General features: G+C 25.6%; 2 protein-coding genes. One reads left to right on the forward strand and one right to left on the reverse strand.

Going from position 1 to position 1612, the window contains the following annotated elements; translation table 11 throughout:
- Positions 1-471 (forward strand): DKNYY domain-containing protein (locus Q0370_RS11145; protein ID WP_299575722.1); only part of this gene is annotated, 471 nt, incomplete at its 5' end.
- A 374-nt stretch (positions 472-845) separates the two neighbouring features.
- Here Q0370_RS11145 and Q0370_RS11150 read toward each other — a convergent pair.
- Positions 846-1541 carry an alpha/beta hydrolase-fold protein gene (locus tag Q0370_RS11150; protein WP_299575724.1) on the reverse strand — a complete coding sequence of 232 codons (696 nt, stop codon included), beginning with the start codon at positions 1539-1541 and terminating at the stop codon, positions 846-848.
- Between the last annotated feature and the right edge of the window lie 71 nt (positions 1542-1612).

Raw genomic sequence — 1612 nt, forward strand, 5'->3', positions numbered from 1 at the left:
TACGATAATTCTATAATAAAAGATAAAAATGGAATTTACATATTAACTAAAGAGAGTAGCATAAAAACAATTAAAATTGATAAAAATATTAAGAATATTGATTTTAACAGTTTTGAAGAAATTACAAATTATCCTTATGTTTTTAAAGACAAAAATACTGTTTATACTTTGAATACAGATGATGATAAAATTGCTACTGTTTTCGATTTTAGAGGAATTGATTATAAAATAAATGAATTAAGTGGTGCAAATCCTAATACATTTGAAATGATTGAACCTAATTATTTTAAAGACAATAAAAATGTTTACTATTTTTCAAATAAAGAAAAAATGATAAAGAAAATTAAAAATGTAGACAGTGAAAGTTTTGAAATAATGAATGATGACTATGCAAAAGATAAGAATAATACCTATTACAAAGGTAAAGTTTTTAAGGAAGCAGATGTAAAAACTCTTGATAAACAATTATGATGAAAATAATAACGGGTACAAAATAAAGGATAAGAAAAAAGTGTATAAAACAAAAAATGATATTTATTTTACAATTGACTTTTTTTGAAAATATGATATAATTAAATTGTTAAAAACCCTAAGGGAAAAAACTTTGTATTAAAGTAAAAAAATATTGGCAAATTAAACTGGAGTTTTCCAGTTTTTTTTGTTATAATAATTTTAATGAGTTCCAATAACTCATACTTTAATACAAAGGAGGTTTAGAGCAGTGAATAGCGATGAACTTATTAGACTTCTAGTTATTATGTATATTATTTACAGATTAACTAGATAGTCGAAAAATCTCGAATTTCACCTCTGCCTCTACCCTTAGGGGATTTAAGTTAATAAAATTAACAATTTTCTAAAATCCAAACAAATCCTTTTCCAGTTCGTATATCTGAATCATTAAAATGATTTCCCTCATTCCATTCCAAAATACTTTTTTCAATTCCAGAATTTTTCAATATTTCAAAATATTCCCTTATATTGTCACCAATTTTAGCTAATATTTTATGTTTAGAAGTTTCTTCCAGTTTTCCAAGGCTCAGATATACATGATTTGCCTTTAGTTCAGCATTTCTTACAAAATCTATCCAGCCCTCATACCACACAGAAGGAGAAACGCCTGCTACTCCATAAAAAGTATTAGTTTCATAACCACTCCACAGAGAAAATAATCCAGCAAGAGAATATCCACCTAAAATATATTTCACATTCTTATCTTGAATATCCATAAATTCTGCCAAACATGGAATCAATTTTTCCTTTATAAATTTCAACGTTTTATCGGCTCCATTTCCAAAGTTCCCTTTTCCACGAAGAAGTGGCATCTCCCACGGAGTCAGTTCGCTGTTCCAGTCGTTTATTTTAAATGCAGCAAGACTAAAATTTTTATTTGTATTTTCAGAAATATATTTAACCTCATTATCTAGAACTTTGATATCATTTTCGTCTACAGGCTGTATTAAAATGTAGTCTGGATTTTTATTTTCTTTTATATACAAAATACACTCTTTTTCTTCTATTCTTAAATTTAATTTTTTCATAACAGCTCCTTTTTAATATTTTTGGAATATTAAATCTATTTCAAATAAATTTTGATTAATATACTTAATTA

Source organism: uncultured Leptotrichia sp. (assembly GCF_938036635.1).
GTDB classification, from domain to species: Bacteria; Fusobacteriota; Fusobacteriia; order Fusobacteriales; family Leptotrichiaceae; genus Leptotrichia; species Leptotrichia hongkongensis.